This window comes from Methanospirillum hungatei, assembly GCF_019263745.1.
In the GTDB taxonomy this organism is placed as follows: Archaea; Halobacteriota; Methanomicrobia; order Methanomicrobiales; family Methanospirillaceae; genus Methanospirillum; species Methanospirillum purgamenti.
Window position 1 is genome coordinate 813,161 of sequence record NZ_CP077107.1, and the last position, 16,721, is coordinate 829,881.

Annotated in this window: 12 protein-coding genes, 1 tRNA gene and 1 pseudogene; 4 read left to right on the forward strand and 10 right to left on the reverse strand. The window is 38.7% G+C overall.

Annotation, left to right across the window (positions count from 1 at the left end; translation table 11 throughout):
* Positions 1–34: 34 nt before the first annotated feature.
* The 3 genes and pseudogenes from KSK55_RS03895 to KSK55_RS03910 form a co-directional block, all read right to left on the reverse strand.
* Entirely contained in the window at positions 35–1,159 is a 1,125-nt protein-coding gene (locus KSK55_RS03895) for a class I SAM-dependent DNA methyltransferase (protein ID WP_218608254.1), read from the reverse strand.
* A 7-nt stretch (positions 1,160–1,166) separates the two neighbouring features.
* Positions 1,167–3,502: pseudogene (gene hsdR, locus KSK55_RS03900) on the reverse strand (EcoAI/FtnUII family type I restriction enzme subunit R).
* Positions 3,503–3,690: 188 nt separating this feature from the next.
* A complete protein-coding gene (locus KSK55_RS03910) occupies positions 3,691–5,274 on the reverse strand; it encodes an AAA family ATPase (protein ID WP_218608257.1) in 1,584 nt (527 codons plus the stop codon).
* A gap of 106 nt (positions 5,275–5,380) precedes the next feature.
* Between KSK55_RS03910 and KSK55_RS03915 the strand changes: the two genes are divergently transcribed.
* The gene (locus tag KSK55_RS03915) at positions 5,381–7,432 is read left to right on the forward strand and encodes an alpha/beta hydrolase family protein (protein WP_218608258.1); all 2,052 of its coding nucleotides are present in this window, start codon (positions 5,381–5,383) and stop codon (positions 7,430–7,432) included.
* Between the two features lie 327 nt (positions 7,433–7,759).
* On the opposite strand, the gene KSK55_RS03920 is transcribed toward KSK55_RS03915, so the two are convergent.
* From KSK55_RS03920 to KSK55_RS03945, 6 genes are all read right to left on the reverse strand, one after another.
* Positions 7,760–8,449: a hypothetical protein gene (locus KSK55_RS03920; RefSeq protein ID WP_218608259.1), complete on the reverse strand. Its 690-nt coding sequence runs from the start codon at positions 8,447–8,449 to the stop codon at positions 7,760–7,762.
* A gap of 161 nt (positions 8,450–8,610) precedes the next feature.
* Positions 8,611–9,024 (reverse strand): type II toxin-antitoxin system VapC family toxin, encoded by a 414-nt coding sequence (locus KSK55_RS03925; protein WP_218608260.1) that lies wholly within the window; start codon positions 9,022–9,024, stop codon positions 8,611–8,613.
* Positions 9,008–9,232 (reverse strand): DUF2281 domain-containing protein, encoded by a 225-nt coding sequence (locus KSK55_RS03930; RefSeq protein ID WP_214418895.1) that lies wholly within the window; start codon positions 9,230–9,232, stop codon positions 9,008–9,010. Before KSK55_RS03930 ends, KSK55_RS03925 begins: the two co-directional genes overlap by 17 nt.
* Before the next feature lie 219 nt (positions 9,233–9,451).
* A tRNA-Val gene (locus KSK55_RS03935) sits at positions 9,452–9,525 on the reverse strand.
* 320 nt (positions 9,526–9,845) lie between these two features.
* A complete protein-coding gene (locus KSK55_RS03940; protein ID WP_218608261.1) occupies positions 9,846–10,415 on the reverse strand; it encodes a ribbon-helix-helix domain-containing protein in 570 nt (189 codons plus the stop codon).
* A 248-nt stretch (positions 10,416–10,663) separates the two neighbouring features.
* Positions 10,664–11,167 (reverse strand): ribbon-helix-helix domain-containing protein, encoded by a 504-nt coding sequence (locus KSK55_RS03945; protein WP_218608262.1) that lies wholly within the window; start codon positions 11,165–11,167, stop codon positions 10,664–10,666.
* A gap of 211 nt (positions 11,168–11,378) precedes the next feature.
* Here KSK55_RS03945 and KSK55_RS03950 point away from each other — a divergent pair, with 211 nt between their 5' ends.
* From KSK55_RS03950 to KSK55_RS03960, 3 genes are all read left to right on the forward strand, one after another.
* Positions 11,379–13,286: a hypothetical protein gene (locus KSK55_RS03950; RefSeq protein WP_218608263.1), complete on the forward strand. Its 1,908-nt coding sequence runs from the start codon at positions 11,379–11,381 to the stop codon at positions 13,284–13,286.
* Positions 13,287–13,447: 161 nt separating this feature from the next.
* On the forward strand, positions 13,448–14,392 hold the full coding sequence (locus tag KSK55_RS03955; protein ID WP_218608264.1) for a phage NrS-1 polymerase family protein: 945 nt from the start codon (positions 13,448–13,450) through the stop codon (positions 14,390–14,392).
* Positions 14,393–14,485: 93 nt separating this feature from the next.
* Positions 14,486–14,710, forward strand: coding sequence for a hypothetical protein (locus KSK55_RS03960; RefSeq protein WP_218608265.1), 225 nt, complete (start codon positions 14,486–14,488; stop codon positions 14,708–14,710).
* 216 nt (positions 14,711–14,926) lie between these two features.
* Here the strand turns inward: KSK55_RS03960 and KSK55_RS03965 are convergent, their stop codons facing one another.
* On the reverse strand, positions 14,927–16,342 hold the full coding sequence (locus tag KSK55_RS03965; protein WP_218608266.1) for an ApeA N-terminal domain 1-containing protein: 1,416 nt from the start codon (positions 16,340–16,342) through the stop codon (positions 14,927–14,929).
* Positions 16,343–16,721 lie beyond the last annotated feature (379 nt).

Below are 16,721 nucleotides of genomic sequence, written 5' to 3' on the forward strand. Positions count from 1 at the left end.
ACTTATACCCTTCCGGATAGGGATGCTCATAATATCATACCTCTTTGGTCGGCTCTCCTTTCGTGAAGAAGAGCAGATTTGTCTTTATTCCGGTGTAGGGATTGAACACCCCGTTCGGGAGTCTGACAATCGTGTGCAGGTTGCACTCGGTCAGCAGCTTCTCCTTGATCCTAGTCTTGACACCCTCACCAAAGAGCGTCCCGTCCGGCAGAACAATCGCAGCCCGTCCTCCGTCTTTCAGGAGATGCATGATGAGAACCAGGAACAGATCAGCCGTCTCACGGGTCTGAAACCCTGACGGAAAATTCGTCTCAATCCTGTCCTCTTCCATCCCGCCAAACGGAGGATTTGTAACGATCACATCCACCTGATCCTTCTTTCCATAATCACGAAGCGGGCGGGAAAGAGCGTTATCGAGCTGGATATTGGTCGGGACATCAATCCCGTGAAGGATCATATTGGTCGTGCAGAGCAGATGAGGAAGAGGTTTCTTCTCGATGCGATGAATGGACTGCTGCAAAATTGCCTCATCCTCGACATTCTTTACCTGGTCCCGGCGGATGAAATCAAGCATGGAAGCAAGAAATCCACCGGTCCCGCTTGCCGGATCAAGTTTCTTCTCGTCGAGCCGGGGAGCGACCATCTCAACCATGAACTGGGTGATGGCCCGAGGGGTGTAAAACTCACCGGCATTTCCGGCACTCTGCAGGTCTTTTAAGAGTTTTTCGTAGATATCACCGAAGAGGTGCCGGTCTTTGCTGGAATTAAAATCAATCTCATTCAGTTTATTGACGACCTGCCGGATAAGCGTCCCGTTCTTCATGTAGTTGTACGAGTTCTCAAACACCCGTTTCACAACGATTCCCGGACCTGTAGTGGGGGGGATCTCTTTCAGAGCCGGGAAGAGACCAGTATCGATGAAAGAAAGCAGGGTCTCTCCCGTCATCCCCTCTTCATCGGCTGCCCAGCTCCTCCATCTATACTCTTCCGGAATCGGTGACTGATAGTCATCATTCAGCTCAAACTCCTCCTCCCGTGAGTCATAAATTTTCAGAAAGAGCATCCATCCAAGCTGACTTAACCTCTGGGCATCGCCGTCGACACCCGAGTCTTTGCGCATAATGTCTTGTATTGCTTTAATCGTCGTGCTGATTGACATGAATCACCTAACAGGAAGCAGGATTATGGAGGCACTGCTCAATCCGATGTAATGTGGCCAGATAATTAGACTTACTGCCAAAAATGCCTTTCACTATCTCAATGGGAGTTCCGAATGTCGGGAAGGGATCAACTTTGAGCACATCAATACTCTCAAGGTTCTCAACCCCTTCATCCGCATACTTATCAAGGAGGGAGATGAGAACCGCCCTGGCCTGATCCCCGAATTCTGCAAAATACTTCGCTTTCTTCACCCGGTCGGCCCTCTGTCTCCTCGTCGTCTTTGGCTGACCATAGGCCACATGGCAGATCATATCAAAGGGATCAAGATCCCGCCCGACCTCTTCTGCAAGTGCATCAAAGAGAACTCCCTGCTGTTGTAACTCCTCGATGATGGCCGTTTTCCGTTCTGCCGCAGTCCACCGGGTAAGAAAGTCATCCAGTGTTGCATAGGATTTAAGGACATTGTTCCGGGTATAGTCCTTGAGTGACTCGGTTATCAGCCGGCCATCGGTCCCATAATACTGAACCCGCTCGGCAACGACTGACACCTCAACATCATTGACAAGATACTTGATCCCCGGCCAGGGAGGATCAATACCTGGCTTTCCTCCTTTCCCCTTGCCTTTTCCCCCTCCACCTGATCCGTTCTCAGGGTTGAACTCCGGATCCTGTATGGGATCGCCATCAAACTCTGGATCTGCAAATCGCTCGATGGCTTTCCTGAAGTCAATGATGGTAAAGTAGTACTTGTCATACTCCTCATTAATCCGGGTTCCCCGTCCGATAATCTGCTTAAACTCTATCATCGACTCAATACTCTTGTCAAGAGCGATAATCTTGCAGGTCTGGGCATCCACACCGGTTGACATCAGTTTACTGGTTGTGGCAATCACCGGATACCTGCTGTCAGGCATGATGAAGTTATCAAGCTCTGCCTTCCCTTCCGGAGAATCACCAGTAATCCTGACCACATACCGCTCTGACTTAAAGACCTCCGCTGCATTCTCATTGACCAGACATTGCCGCATCCGTTCGGCATGGTCGATATTCTCACAGAATATTATTGTCTTATCATACGGATCAGTCTTCTTCAGGTAGTCTGATACCTTCTTCGCCACAAGTTCGGTTCGTTTTGTCAGGACCAGATTGTTGTCAAAGTCCTTCTGATAATAAATCCGGTCCTCTATCTCCTGACCATAGAGATCCTTTTTCCCTTTCTCCGGTCTCCATCCGGCCAGGTCCTTATCTAGATCAACCCGGATCACCCGGTAAGGAGCCAAAAAACCGTCCTCAATCCCCTGCTTGAGTGAGTAGGTATAGATAGGCTCACCGAAATAGTGCGTATTACTGACATATTCCGTCTCTTTCGGGGTTGCAGTCAGACCAATATGAACCGCTGAATTGAAATAAGTCAGAATATCCCGCCATGCAGCATCTTCAGCGGCACTGCCCCGGTGACATTCATCAATGACCACCAGATCGAAGAAATCAGGTGAGAACTCCTTGTAGATATTCTGGATATCCTCAGTACCGGTTATCGCCTGATAGAGGGAGAGGTAAATCTCATAACTCTTGTCTATCTTCCGGTTCGTGATCTTGGTCATCGCCTTTCCAAAGGGCTTGAAATCATTAGTCTTTGTCTGATCGACGAGGATATTTCTATCTGCAAGAAAGAGGATACGTTTCGCAGAGCCGGCCTTCCAGAGCCTCCAGATGATCTGAAACGCGGTATACGTCTTCCCAGTTCCCGTGGCCATCACCAGGAGGATTCGGCTTTGCCCTTTTGCAATGGCTTCTATCGTCCGATTAATTGCAATTACCTGGTAATACCGGGGAGTCTTTCCTGACCCTCATCATAATAATCCTGGGTCACTATCTTTGACGTATCAGAACTGATCCCTTTTAAGGTGCAATAGCGATTCCAGAGAACTTCAGGAGAAGGAAATGCATCAAGGGGTAATTCCTGTTCAATGATCCCGCCCTGACCGCTCTTATCATGAAAGAGAAATGCATCACCATTTGAACTGAATACAAACGGAACATCGATCAGCTGTGCATATCCGAGAGCCTGCTGCATACCGGCTCCTACACAATGAGTATTATCTTTCGCTTCTATGACTGCTATCGGAATATTGGGCTTATAATAAAGGATGTAATCAGCAAACCCGGCCTCTGCCCGTTTCGGTCTTGAACCGGTGGTTACTATCACTCTCCCTTTGGTGATATTCACCTCTTCCCTGACCTGGGTGAGGAGATGCCATCCGGCCCTCTCTATTGCCGGCGTTATGTATTTAGAACAGATATCCCGTTCTGAAAGAGTTTTTTTATCAATTACAGTCACAACACACTTCTTTTCAATACTCTGAATAATAAATCATATCTCTGTTACCAAAAATATTACGAAAAACATCTGGAAAAGAATTGACTCCATGCACACCCATTCCCCTTGACCAAAATAAAAATCAATAGATGTAATCTATGTAAACCATTCAAACTGGAATGAAGCCCAAATCTTTTAAAAATTATTATTCACATCCCAAAAATCTCAACTGAAATACCGTCTTTCTCCTTTGTTTCAGTAAATATCTTCTCTTCCCATTGTCTTTCAGTTGGATCAAATATGACAAGATATACTTCATCTGCCCCACAGGTATCAGCATACCTGATAACCTGACGAAGCCCGGTTTCAATCGTAGTTTCTCGAGATCCCCGCTGTTCCTTACACTCGATAACGAACCGTTGGTTAGCCCCGTCAGGGAGATTCCAGAGGATGAAGAGATCAGTTCTGCCCATACCAAGACCATATTCACGTGTAATCTGCCCGCCTCCATTTACAATCCGTTGAAGGAATGCCTGGAGCAGCAGGTGTGGTCCTGCCTCTTTATATTTGGCAATCTCCAGCCAGCTTCCGGAATGTTCCCGGTAAAACTGGGCAAATGCACTGAGAAGTTTTGAAAGGAGGAGCCTTCCGTCCGGAGTAACATACCAGGCAGTCTCAACCGTCATTCCGGTCTGTGCCCCCCAACTTAGTTCCCTGGGAATAATCTCCTGGTATATCGGATTCGCAATCCGTATTGCTCCGTTCATCTCCTGAGTAATAAGGCCGAGATCAACCAAATATCCAACATCATCAGGTCTGAAACCCTGTTCAAAGACCTCACCTGTGAGCATCGGTTCAATAACCCTTCGAACACGCTCTTCTTTGAGTTTATCTGCAAGTTGATCAAGGTGAGTATCACGCCTTCGGATAAGTTGTTCTTTCGCGTTTATGATAAGATCCAGAGTTATTGCATTTTTCCAATCTTTTCCCGGTTCCATTTTAAAACAGACTTCATATGCAAGAGCATTCACAAGCCAGGGCTGTCCTTTTGTCAAATTCCATATGGCTGACAAAGCTTCCGTCTCAAACACCTGACCTGTTTCTGAGGTATGTTGCATGAGAAGGGTCCTTGTCTCTTCTGCAGAAAAGTTACCAAGCCGGAGAGATTCGGCTTTAATATTAAAGGCACTTCCCCCTGATATTATCTCTTGGTGTCTGTCAGAGAGGATTCGGTAATCACGGACATCACGTACACCGCAGAGGATTATTGAGGCAGGAAATCCAGTAGGCCTGTCAGCATATCCATCCCTTATCTGACGGAGAAGTGAGATCAGAGTGTCACCAACAAGAGCATCAACTTCATCAATGCAAAGAACAAGGGGGAGTTTCAGTTTTTGACAAAGGTTTGATAAAACAGTTTTAAGGGCTGCATCTTCTCCTGATTCTGCAATAATCCCGGAAACCCTGTTTTGGAATACACTCTCTCCCAATGTCCTTTCAGCCTGATAAGTCAGTTCACTGAGAATTGCCTTCATCCCCCTGCTTACATCTCCTCTGGCTGTTTGTGCCATCTCGACATTGACATAGAGGGCAGCATATTTTCCCTCCTGATTCAGCGTATCACGAAGGGCTAAGAGACATGAGGTCTTCCCTGTCTGTCGTGGTGCATGAAGAACAAAATATTTTTTCTGGATTATGAGAGAGAGAATTTCATTGAGATCGAAACGTGATAGTGAGGGCAGACAATAATGATCCTGGCAATTTATAGGTCCGGCAGTGTTGAAGAACCTCAATATATCAGTAATGAGATATGTGCGATGATATCATTTATTGTTATAGATTCTCGTGGATTTATTCTGTAGATTATCTTTTTACGAGTAAAGCAGCAATACCCAATACATGAAATGTATCACCCTGATCAGTTTTCTCCTCATTTCTCTCCTGATTATCGGACTATCACCAGTATATGCAAACGAAAATTCTGAGCCGTTCTCTGCACAGGATCTTGTCACCCTTCACCGGATAGAAGGAATATCCATATCTCCAGATGGAAAGTGGATCGTATTTCCCTTACGTATCCCGAACCTGACGTCTGATAAGGGTGAAACAAACCTCTGGCTTATGCAGGCAGATGGAAAATCGCTTCATCAGATAACATTTCAGCCCGGTTCAGACTCGTCCCCCTGTTGGTCACCAGATAGCACCACACTCTATTACATAAAAGCTCTGCCAGAGAGTACACAGATATGGAAGGTGAATATCACAGATGAAAAATCCGTTCAGGTTACCAACGAACCACTCGATATTTCTCATCTAAAATTATCCCCCGATGGAAAGAAACTTGCGTTTTCAATGGAAGTCTTCCCAGGCACCACCATATCTGAAACCGTGCAGCGGGATGAGATGATTGCCCAGGAAAAATCATCAGGACGAATATATGATTCATTACCGATCCGACATTGGGATACCTGGACCAATGGGAAGAGGAACCATATTTTTGTGATGCCGATTGTCGGAGGAGCACCGGTTGATATTATGAATACAATGGATGCAGACTGTCCTTCCAAACCCTTTGGCGGGAGAGAGGAGTTTACCTTTACTCCAGACAGTAAAGGGATTGTCTTTTCGGCTGGAGATAATGGGAGGGAGGAGGCATGGAGCACAAATCATGATCTTTTCCTCACCCCAGTTGATGGAAGCATACCTCCAGATAACCTGACCTCATCAAATCCGGCATGGGATTCTCAGCCGGTATTCTCCCCTGATGGCAAGACTCTAGCATATCTTGCTCAAAAACGACCAGGGTATGAATCAGATCGGTTCCATGTGATGATTAAATCCTGGCCTGACGGAGAAGAGAGAGAAATTGTTCCTGACTGGGACCGGTCTCCTGCTCTTCTGACATGGTCACCGGATGGGAAGTATCTTTATGCGGTTGCCATGAACAAGGGGAATCGATCTCTCTTTGTAATAGATCCAGTGGGAGGGACGGTAAAAACCGTGGTCCCAGATGGAAATGTAGAGTACATTGACTCTCTTGGAGAATCTATAGTATACAGCCTTTCAACAATCGATAATCCAGCTGATATTTTTGTCATTGACAGAGAAAAGTTAGCAAAGAAGAGACTTACAGAAGTGAACAAAGACCATCTGAAACTGGTCCGGATGGGTTCCTTTGAATCGTTCACATTTCAGGGATGGAACAATGAAACTGTCCATGGATACATCATCAAACCGGTTGATTTTGACCCTGAAAAGAAATATCCGATAGCCCTGTTCATTCATGGAGGGCCGGAGGATTCATTCCCAAACAAATTCCATTATCGCTGGAATCCCCAGCCCTTTGCAGGGAGAGGGTATGGAGTAGTGATGATCGATTATCATGGTTCTATAGGATACGGACAGGCATTTACCGATTCAATACGGGATGATTGGGGAGGAAAACCCCTAGAAGATCTGAAAAAGGGTCTTGAGACTGCTATTCAATTGAATCCATGGATGGATGAGAAACGGGTATCTGCTCTTGGTGCATCATATGGCGGATATATGGTGAACCTGATAAACGGCGTGTGGCCTGACCGGTTTTTGTGCCTTGTCAGTCATGACGGGAATCTTGATGAGCGGTTTGGCTATTATGATACTGATGAGATCTGGTTTGATGAGTGGGAGTATAATGGAACTCCCTGGGATAATCCGGAGAGTTACCAGAGATTTAATCCGATTAATTATGTTGGCAACTGGAAAACGCCAACACTTGTTATTCATGGGGGAAAGGATTTCAGGATAGCGGAATCTCAAGGAATGGCAACATTTACGGCTCTCCAGAGAAGAGATATCCCAAGCAAATTCCTATACTTCCCTGATGAAAACCATTGGGTGATGAGGCCATCTAATAGTATAAAATGGCATGACACGGTTCTTGACTGGCTTGATCAATGGAATAACAACTAATTCCTGTATATTTTTTTTTCGTGCGACAAGTAGGAATATTTCTATCGCTAAAGATCTCAACAGAAATCCCGTTGTTTATATTTGTATCAGTAAAAATGGGCAAATGCATTAAGTGGTTAAAAAAGGAGTTTTCAATCCAAAGAAACATACCATTATCCAGAAGGAAATTACAGGATAGATGATGCTCGAAAAAAGCGAACATGGATATGCGATTTTTTTGTCTAACTTGCGACCAATATCTGAAAAAGATCCAAGAGGGTATCAAAAACCCACGGTTAGACCATTATCAGTAATCTTTCTACCTGTCTGAAATAAGTCAACCTGAACTTATTCCTGTACCTGTTTCTGAAGGTTCAAACAGAGATATCCCTCTTTACCCTCTCCATTCATACATGCTTCATCGATAAGATGCATCCCGTCATCTGACAGAGTAAAGTTCACATATTCTGCGAACGTCCAGTTCAGTGAGATATTTCTCCCATCATCAGAAACAAACCCTTTAACATATACTTTCGACTCCGGTTCATTGACTACATTAAAGAACCCGGAGATTGCCTCACCGGTCTGAGTGAGAGTCATAACCATATTATCGACAATCCATTCTCCAGACCAGACCGCATCAGTCTGCACCTCGGTCCCATTCCGGGTAGAGTTGTAATCAACGGTAAATGGGGTATCAAATGGATTGACCGGATCAAAGGTCTGAATTCCAGAGAGTTCCATCTGATCTTCAGACATCTCAATTTCCATCGTTCCAGTCATATTCTTATATGTGACCAGACGGGTTTTGTTGTCTGATTCCATTCCGGTAAGTTTCATGGGAAAAAACGATTCTTCATCGAACGGAATTCCGGTTAATACAATGTCTGTACCTTCCTGGACAATGGTAAATGTATAATTGGCATCAGTCCAGGTTCCGATAAAATCGTTTTTTCCAGTCTGATTGTCTGCTATCGTGGTGGCGACCAGTATAAGACATCCAATCAGTAATATTCCGGTTGTCAGGGTGAGTCTCATTTGGTATAGTACTCCTGTGTCAATAGATGCGGAGTTTGGATAGATTAACTATTCCAATGGGAACTATAAGCTATGAGTAACCGACAATTCATTTTTGATAACAGAGCAAAAAAGAGAGTAATAGTTTTATCGTTCCAACACTCGACAGCAAGGAGAGTTGGTTAAAAAAATCTTCCAGATATTACATCAGCTGGACAAACTCTTCCTTTTTCGGTTAAATCAAAATCCTGATCAAAACTCACAATCTGTAGGCTATATTCCTGTGCCAGGGTATATTGATATGCATCGTCAAAATCAAGATGAAATATATCCATATTTTGCATAACAGAATACAAATCTTCGTATCTTATATGAAGAATATGTATTCGACATCTTACAATTAGATCATCAATGAATGTCCTGAATATTTCTTTTCTATCCTTCTTAGCAAGTATTACGCCTATTGAGTGAAGAGAGAAATCACTGATGACACAATGGTGCATCGGGATTGTCTCAAAAAAAATACGTGCTTCTGATGAATAATCCTGATCAAGAAGAACCATAAGTGGAACATTTGTATCAATCAGATATTTCATCGGTGTCACGCCAAAGCAAGGCTTTTTTCTGGAGAGAGAAAACATCTTCCTTTACATTAGAAAGGGCTCCTGCCCAATTTAGACAGGGTTTTTCAGATTCAATCCTCTGATTGTCAATAAATAACGAATCTATAAAATCTAATACCATTTGTTGATATTCAGGAGGAAGATTTCGTGCACGTTGCTCAATAATATCGGTGATTGTCATAAGAATACATCCACATTAGTCATGAGTAAATATTAGAAATATATCAGACGTATATTTTTGATGTATTTACTGATTTAGTTTTTTTGTTAAAGTCATAATTAACACTAACATTCATGTGAATCAGTTCAATTAATTACGAATTCGAAAGAAAAATATACTCCATTTCAAATTTCAGAAGAAAAAATTCAAGCAAAAAGAGATTAGACAATTCCTCAATTATGGGCCCAGCCGGATTCGAACCGGCGACCTCCGCCGTGTAAAGGCGGTGTCATAACCAACTAGACCATAGGCCCGGCCTCTACAGGTTAGTTTCTCACCCATATAAACCTGTCTGGGGTTTTCTACCATTTTCGGGTCAGGATTAATATATTGGATACCACAAGGTATGTTTCCAGACTGCAACGCGGGTAGAAAACCAGTCTTTGATTCAGCCTCAACATCCACTAACACGTAGGACTCGGATATTTTATATATTGCAAAGACTTTTCCTATTAATTTCTTTTTCATATTCTCTACAGGAAACCTAAAATAAGTATATACATATCCAGGTTTAGGTTCAGTCTTTTTAGCTTGGGTTAATCCAATAAATTCCATTCAAATACCTCAATTAAGATTACTCACAGGTGTGGTGGTTGGTATGCGTGGTTTTGGATGGATCATTTTGGTAATTTAAAAGATATTTTAGCCAATCAATAACTGATGTTCCTTTTATTAAGCATTCATTACCTTTCTTGCCATTGGTTTTGAGTTCACCGCTTGCTACTGCCTTGGAGACCTTTGATTTCCGAGTATTAATGTTCATTGAATCGGGTAACATTTCAGCAACATCCTTCTGTCTATACCATTCATTATGATTCAATGGAGGGTCGCTATTGGGAATATGATCTTGATCAAAAGAGATGATGGGTTCAGGTTCGATAGGTGCTTCATGTGCTTCAGTGATGATCTTTGTTGGTGTCATTGATGCAAACTTTTCTTCTATTACTTGCATCCGGTGAGTTAGATTATCAACTTCGGATCGAAGATCATCATTGTGTATTATTTGTGTATTTTTTAAACCTCCCAAGTAATCTTTTAAAGCTACCTCAATAACTGAGCTGCGTGTCATATCATGATCCTTGGCATGTCGATCTAACTGATCATTGATCGCTTCACTAAGTGTAATATTGAATCTCCCTCTCATGTGTATAATGTGTGTAGAGCATACTACTTAATTGTTTGTGTATATTATGTGTAAAATATATGTGCGCGATCTTGTGCAAAATTTGTGTAGAGGAATACACATTAGAATAAAAATTGCATGGTAACTGAATAATAGTAGGACTAGCGGGTCTAATTACGAATTAATTTTAAAATTTGAATACTTTAAGCCGAAATGATGATAAAAGATACAGAAAGATAACTGTCAATACATAAAGAAAATAAGGTGTTTTATTCATCATTGACTTTTCTATACTTATTTAACCATTTAATAGCAGAAGATCCTTTAACCCTACATTTCTTTCCTTTTTCTCCATTTGTTTCAATAAAACCTTGTGCGACTGCTCTTGAAACGGTTGCTTTTTTAGAGTTAAATTGCATTGCATCTGGCAAGTGTTGGAATAGATCACTTTGCCTATACATTTTATTAGGTTCCAATTGTTCAATCATAGAAATATAATCCATTTTTCTTGGTTTTGACAATTCACCAAATACTGACATAATATGATCATCAGGATTCAAAATCGCCTCTATTCTATTCAATCGCTCATCCTGGTTTTCTATTTTTTTTAACAGTTCATTTGAATTGTTTAGAGGAGGAGATTTACTTTTATCAAATAAGTCAATCAATGCAATTTCAATTACTGAACTCCGAGAAATCCCATTATTTTTAGAATAATCATCCAATTTTTGATTTATCCGATCACTTAATGTAATTGTATACTTATTTCGCATAACATATCATTGGTCAGACAAATACATATATTTTACTTCCATATAGAATGAAGAAACAAATCTGACAGTCTCAAATAATTAAAATTTGAGCCTAATATTTAACAAAAAGATTAATATCAACAGATCTGTGTTAACTACCAAAAAGTATATTTGTTAACTATACCTACGTATTATAGATAACAATCACAGACAGGATGTGAACAGTTCAATTATGGATGACCAAAGAGATTATGAAAAGATTCTGATATCTCATCCCAAGATTTACAACAGTTCACATACTGGTGGAAATAAAACCACACGTGCAATACAATTTATCGAGGGTCAAACCCGCAAACAAAGAAATGTTATCGTAATTATGCAAAGTTACGACATTTTAGAGGTAGCATATCTGAACAAGTTTTCTTCACTTGTTAAATCAAGAACTATCATATTAAAAGGAAGAACTCAAGATGGCGTATGTGATTTTGCAAAAGCTCTCTCAAAATTTTATGAATATACAATCCCTAAAGTGGAATGTAATTGTGGGCATGAAACAAACTGCCAATATAAAGAAAATATTGAACGTATCAGTGATTCAGATTCGACGGGTTATGGTATAGTAATACTCACAACACCGAAGTTACTTTATTACGCATTAAGTATAATTGACAGTTCCATTCCTACAATAATTATTGATGATGTTCCATTTTCTGAAGTTGTTTGTAACAATGTGAATATTCTAAATGGAAATTTAGACCATTTAATTCAATACTGTAATGATAACAATCTCCCAAATTTAAGTACTATCAGCACTCTTGCTAAAAAACAAGATATCAGCGGTATAAGGAGTTTATATAATTGTTATAACACTTCGATAAAGGATGAATTTGATAGATTAAATAACATATTATTACATCAAGATTTTGCTTCAGTATTTAACGCTTCCACGAAAATACTTCCAAAATTTCATATTTTACATTTAATCGATAACGCAATAAATGGTAACGAAGATATCCAATTATATGAACCTCAAATACCTAACACAGGATTTGAATTAAAAATATTCTCAATTAACAGGTCATTATCAAATTATTCATTAATATACCTTAATGCTTCAAGGACTTCAGAAGACGATTTCTACTTAAATCGTATTGATAAACATTGGTATAAAATTGAGACAGATGCAACTCCCAATCCCAATTTTGTATTACTAGCAATTAATGATGCATCATATTCTCAGGCAACGATTTGCGATCATAATTCAAAATTTGCTGATAAAGTCATTGAAATAGTAGAACAGTTGGATATCTATTTTAAGTTTCTTAACCAGGAAGTAATTTTTTTTACTCATTCCAGATCCTATGATGAAAAATTTTCTAACAGCAGGTTGAACAGAACAAATCATAAATTTGTTCCATTTCGAAGCGATAAAAGCAAAGCAACGAATGAATTCATTGATACCCCTATATCGGTGATTGTAGGGACCCCTTATCTTCCACCAGATTATTTCATCAGTCCACCTTTCGAACTAGAATGGAAACCATCATCAGACATTATAAAAGAAGTTGAAGATAATAAGACCAAACCCTATAAAAATCCGATTTACCCCGTTAATAGAGAAATATCTGATAATTGTGCTATTGAACACTTAATTCAAGTTGTTGGAAGGACTTTTCGAAAAAAAAACAATGGTCCCGAGAGAAAGAAACTCGTAATCTTATTTTCGAATCTAGATATCAAAAACGCACTATTTCAGCAAAATGGATGCGAGTATCTCTCTTTTAAAATAAGATCCCAAACAAGTCGAAACGGCTTTTATACACAATTGGAAAGAGAAATAAAAAAGGTTCTTTTTCCTTTGATTTTTGATAAAATTATTGATGACATAAAAATTAGATTGGAGAGTGATGATCATGTAAAATTGTATGAATATTGTGTTGAAGTTTCAAAACAGTTGGATGGAAAAATTGGATTTAAAACAATCGAACGAGAGATAAAGTCTCGATTACATGATTATATCCAAAAAATGCCAGTAGGCTTTAATAATCGTAACATACTGGTCATAAAGAAACCCAATCTTCCATGTTTTGATGATAATGACACAATATTAAAACCTATTCAATCATTGGAGGGAGAATAGGATGATTTGAAATTTCACTTTTGAAATATCCCTATTATAATTAATAGGGAGTATTTTTCTAATAATTGTTAACATCAGTTAGTTAACAAAACGTGAGGCACTAATGGAATAATATATTGAGACAATTAGATATTGTCCTTAAATTAAGAAAAGGAAAGCAAATGAAAAAGTTTGAATCTCATAACATACCTGATGAGTTAAAAGTGTATGATTCGTGGGTAGTATGGAGATATATTCAACGAAATGGAGGAAGAAATGGTAAACAGCCTTTCATCTCATCAACCTGTTATCCTAGTAGGAGAAGGCCAATTCCAGCTAAAACTACCGATCCAAAAACATGGAGCAGCTTTGATGATGCTGTACAATATGGAAAATTATCTGGAAACGGAGGAATTGGATTTGTATTTTCTCCAAATATTCCATATATTGGATTAGATATCGATGATTGTATAGTAAATAGAGAGATAATTGCTCCAGTGAAAAAGTTGTTGGATGACTTAAATACTTACTCCGAAATCTCCCCGAGTGGAACAGGAATACGCTGTATTCTCAAATCCAATTATTCTGGAAACCAGAATATATCAGGATATAATAACATTCGTAAAATCGAGATATCAACAGATAGAAGATACGTTACCATTACAGGGTTTGTTATTGAAGGTTATCCATTAGAAATCAATGAAAATGACAAGGTAATGGACGAAATTGTGGTACAAATGGAAAACTCACCCACCACCCCACTGTGTGTAGTTTCTTCTGAACCCTTAAGCCAAATAGATGTTGATCTTTTAACGGGGCCCGAAGAGTTGAATGATGTCGAGATAATTGCAAAAATCTGGTCGAGTCAGAAGGGTAAAAGATTATGGATCGGAGACATCTCACTGTTTGACAATGATCACAGTAGAGCAGACATGGCACTTCTCTGTATGATCGCTAACTGGTCTCGAAATATTAATCAAATCGATCGTCTATTTCGAAAAAGTAAGTTATTCCGAGAAAAATGGGAACAAAAGTGCGGTATGATCAATGGAGTTGAGTGTACATATGGGTATATCTCAATAATCAAGGCATTATCTCGTACCAAGGACTTTTTAAAATACCGGTAATTACGATGATTTTTGGAATGCCATATTGAAAACCCGGTTTTACTGAAATTATAATACCCCTTTTTTAATAGGTAATATTATGAGGGAAAAAATATGCAGATGATATTAGAAAAATTAAAAGAGAGAGCTCTGAATACAAAAAATCAAAAGGAATTCATTGCGTTGACTAGGCAGATTATCAAGATTGAAGAATTAAGGGTGAATCAAGAAAGGATGAGTGTGCTAGAATCTCGTATGGAAAAAAAAGAACAATTTGTACGAGAAATTGACAAAGCGATAATGACTCAAATTTTAAATGAATCTTCGGTGATCGGATGACTAAGACTAAACTGGTGAAATTAGCAGAACGGATGGAAAAATTAGAACATAAGGTGACGAGATTGAAGCGGATGATGAATAATGAAATTTATCGTCATAAGTTCATAAAGGCGTGGTGTGAGAATATACCTAATGTATCTATTCATGAAATTTAGAAATACTAATGATAATAATCTGAATAATATTAGAAAATAGAAGATTGCAGAGATAGAGATATTAGTTATTTATGGAATAGAACGTTCTAATATTCCCATATTTATTAGTCCGTTGAATCATTTCATTTAATTTATCAGAAGAAATTCCAATCTCTCGGAGTAAACATAATTCTAGAATAAATTTTAATACGATTATTCCATATATGAAATCCGATCCTTCTAAAATTTGATCTCTTAATCGCTCATCACGATGGGCATGGAAATTTCTTGTGTCAACGATTTTATTAATCAATTGATCTAAATTTTGAACGTAATTAGAAAGAATGTTATGATATTCAGAATTCAAAGATACCATTAATTCCTTTAATCGTTTTCTCAAACTATATTCGTTTAAGTAAGTAAACTTACCTTTTAAGCTTTCTTTAAAGTCACGTTCTAATGATGTTGGAATTGATTGAATTAAATCAATCTTCAAAAGATCAAATTCAGATTCTATAACATATTTACCATTGAATCTTACTCTATGATAGGACTCAATAGCTTGAATAAGAGAATTAAATTTATATGTGGATAATGATCCATCATCAATCATAACTAGGTGATATAATTCAATAACAGATTGAATTGAATTGAATTCTCTATTCCAATTATTTAATGAATCTTCGAATACATCTGAAATATCTAAATATGTAAATAGCATCTCTGATGGATGTATTGCTTTAATATTTTCATTATATCCTAATATTCGAAAATGTATTTTAATTTCCTGTTCTTCAACAACTTCAGGATTTTGTGATTGGATAAAACCAATAATTTTTTTGGGGAATATTGGATTACCCAATCCTAAAGATATGTATGTTTGAATTGGAAAGATTACTTGTTCGAACACACTATCAAATCGTATCGGACTTTGAGGAATTATTTTAAAAAACCAATTCCAATTAATGGATAAACCGGAGATATTATTGTGATTAAAATTTATGTTCATCTTTATTTCAATATTACAATCTCCTATGGTTATTGTAATAGATTGAGGGAAATTAACTAATGCCGTCTGTGTCCCTTCAATTCTACCCTCTCTATCATAATTTAACTGATAGGTCATTGGATGTCGAGCAAACCATTCATTTGTACGAGTGAATTCAATTTTTATTAAGTTATATTCAATATTTTCGGGAGCCTCCGAGTGGATTCCCTCAAATATTCTCGATACAGCAAAATCACTGGAGTAATAACCAGGAAATGAAAAGCTATTTGTAATATGAAGGCAATTTTCAAGAGTGTAGAGTTTACCATTTTTCGTATTACCAAAAATGATGTTTTCCCTACTTACCCGTAGTGAAACATCAATTTCGTAAAATGAACCATTTAATGTTAAATTTCCTCCATCCCTTGAAGAATATGATAGTCTTCCACTAATTTTTCTTTCTGGATTCGATGGAAGCCACCAATATCCCTCACAATCAATCTCTTCCATAAATATTATGTGGAAAAGGATTTATTAAAACATTTATACTTAAATTGAGATATCAATATATCTTATTTACTACATCTATAGGAAGAAATGGAAGATTCTTAAAAGATCTGTAATTATGCCATTGATACCATTGAGATGGAGGGACTATTACAAATCCATCAAGGATAAGATTAATTCCAGGAGAGAGTTCTATTTGCTTCATCTCATGACCACGATAATAAGGTTTTTCTAAAATAATTTTTCTTAAATATTCACCTAATTGGTCTGGATTAGTGTGGCCTGAATATTCAAAGTACTCGGGTTTTATTGAGGTCAGTTGTGTCGTTAAAAATTCAGAATCGCATTTAAAGTAATAATCATATCCAAGGGGTGTTTTTAC